2 protein-coding genes are annotated in these 1,891 nt (G+C 75.2%); one reads left to right on the forward strand and one right to left on the reverse strand.

Annotated features, from left to right (window positions below; all coding sequences use genetic code 11):
- Positions 1–123: 123 nt before the first annotated feature.
- On the reverse strand, positions 124–1,149 hold the full coding sequence (locus HUW36_RS31945) for a LacI family DNA-binding transcriptional regulator (protein ID WP_174531468.1): 1,026 nt from the start codon (positions 1,147–1,149) through the stop codon (positions 124–126).
- 204 nt (positions 1,150–1,353) lie between these two features.
- Between HUW36_RS31945 and HUW36_RS31950 the strand changes: the two genes are divergently transcribed.
- Positions 1,354–1,891 (forward strand): acetylxylan esterase (locus tag HUW36_RS31950; protein ID WP_174531469.1); only part of this gene is annotated, 538 nt, incomplete at its 3' end.

Consider the following 1,891-nt stretch of genomic DNA (forward strand, 5'->3'; position numbering starts at 1 on the left):
GTGGCCGGCGGAGCGGTGCTGCTGGCGCGCCGACGCCGGCACGCCGCCGCGGTCGCCGCGTCGACCGCCGTGGTGGCCCGGAAGAGCGACCTTCCGGAAGGCGACTGAAACGGCCCGGGCCGGCTATCGGCCGGGCGGCCCGGCCGTGCTGTCCCGCACCACCAGCTCGGTGGCCAGCTCCACCCGGGGCGACTCGATCTCCTCGCCCTGGGCCAGGCGCAGCACCGTCCGGGCGGCGAGCCGGCCCATCTCCACCAGCGGCTGGCGCACGGTGGTCAGCGGGGGCGAGGCCCACCGGGCCTCGGGCAGGTCGTCGAAGCCGACCACGCTCACGTCGTCGGCGACGCGCAGGCCGCGTCGGCGTACCGCCTCGTAGACGCCGAAGGCCATCTGGTCGCTGGCCGCGAAGATCGCCGTCGGCGGGTCGTCGAGGTCGAGCAGCGCGCCGCCGGCGGCGAAACCGGAGGCGTGGTAGAAGTCGCCCGGCTGGACCAGCCGGTCGTCGGCCGGTACGCCGGCGGCCGCCAGGGCGGCCCGGTAGCCGTCGAGTCGGGCGCGGCTGCACAGCAGGTGCGGCGGACCGGCGACGAAGCCGATGCGGCGGTGGCCCCGGGTCAGCAGGTGCTCGGTGGCGGCCAGGCCCCCGGTCCAGTTGGTGGCGCCGATCGCCGGCACGTCCGTCCCGGCCACTCCGGCGTCCGGGTCGACCACCACCACCGGCACGTTGAGCCGACGCAGCTGCGCCTGCACCGCGGCGCCCAGGTGCGAGGTCACCATGATCACGCCGTCGGAGGCGCGACCGCGCAGGTTGTGCAACCACTGCCGGGTCGAGCTGGACTCGCGGTGCACGGCCGAGACGACCGTGCCCACCCCGGCGGCGTGGTTGACGTCCTCCACCCCACGGATGATCTCCACGGCCCACGGGCTGTCCAGGTCGTTGAAGACCAGGTCGACCAGGTTCGCCCGGCGGACGGTGCGGCTGCCGCGGCGCCGGTAGCCGTGGTGGCGCAGCAGCTCCTCGACGCGTTCGCGGGTGTCCGGCGCGACGTCGGACCGCCCGTTGAGCACCCGCGACACCGTGGGCACGGAGACGCCGGCCTCCCGTGCGATCGCGGTGATGGTCACCCTGCGCTCGTCGTCCGCGTTCACCCCGAGTCCCCTTCGCCGGCTGCCCGGAACCGACCGGCAAGCCGTGCCGCCCCACCGACATCTTGCCGTACGTCGTGGTCTTGACGACAGGTCGGGCCGGTCCTAGCGTTCGCACCTGTTGCGGAAAACTTCCGGAACGCGGCGGGATGCCTTCCGGTGGTCCGTCGCCGTCCTCGCAAACCGGACGACGAGGAACAGTCACGCGTGTTGACCGACCTGCCCGAGGCGGAACTCCGCCGCTACCGCAGCGACCTGCGGGAACCGTCCGACTTCGACGCGTTCTGGTCCGACACGCTCGCGGAGGCCCGCTCCTGCGGGGAGCCCGTGCAGGTGACCCCCGTGCCCACCCCGCTGGCCGCGGTGGACGTGTTCGACGTGACCTTTCCCGGGTTCGCCGGCCAGCCGGTGCGGGCCTGGCTGCGGGTGCCCCGCGGCGCGCCCGGCCCGGCGCCGACAGTCGTGCAGTACGTCGGCTACGGCGGCGGGCGCGGCCACCCGCTGGAGAACCTGCTCTGGTCCGCGGCCGGGTTCGTGCACCTGCAGATGGACACCCGGGGCCAGGGTTCCGGGTGGAGTCGAGGCGACACCCCCGACGTGGCCGCGGCCGGGCCGCAGGCGCCCGGGATGGCCACCCGCGGGGTGGAGGACCCGCGCCGGTACTACTACCGGCGCTTCCTCACCGACGCCGTCCGCGCGGTCGACGCCGCGTGCGGCCTGCCGGCCGTCGACCCGGACCGGGTCG

This window comes from Micromonospora maritima (assembly GCF_902825405.1).
In the GTDB taxonomy this organism is placed as follows: domain Bacteria; phylum Actinomycetota; class Actinomycetes; order Mycobacteriales; family Micromonosporaceae; genus Micromonospora; species Micromonospora maritima.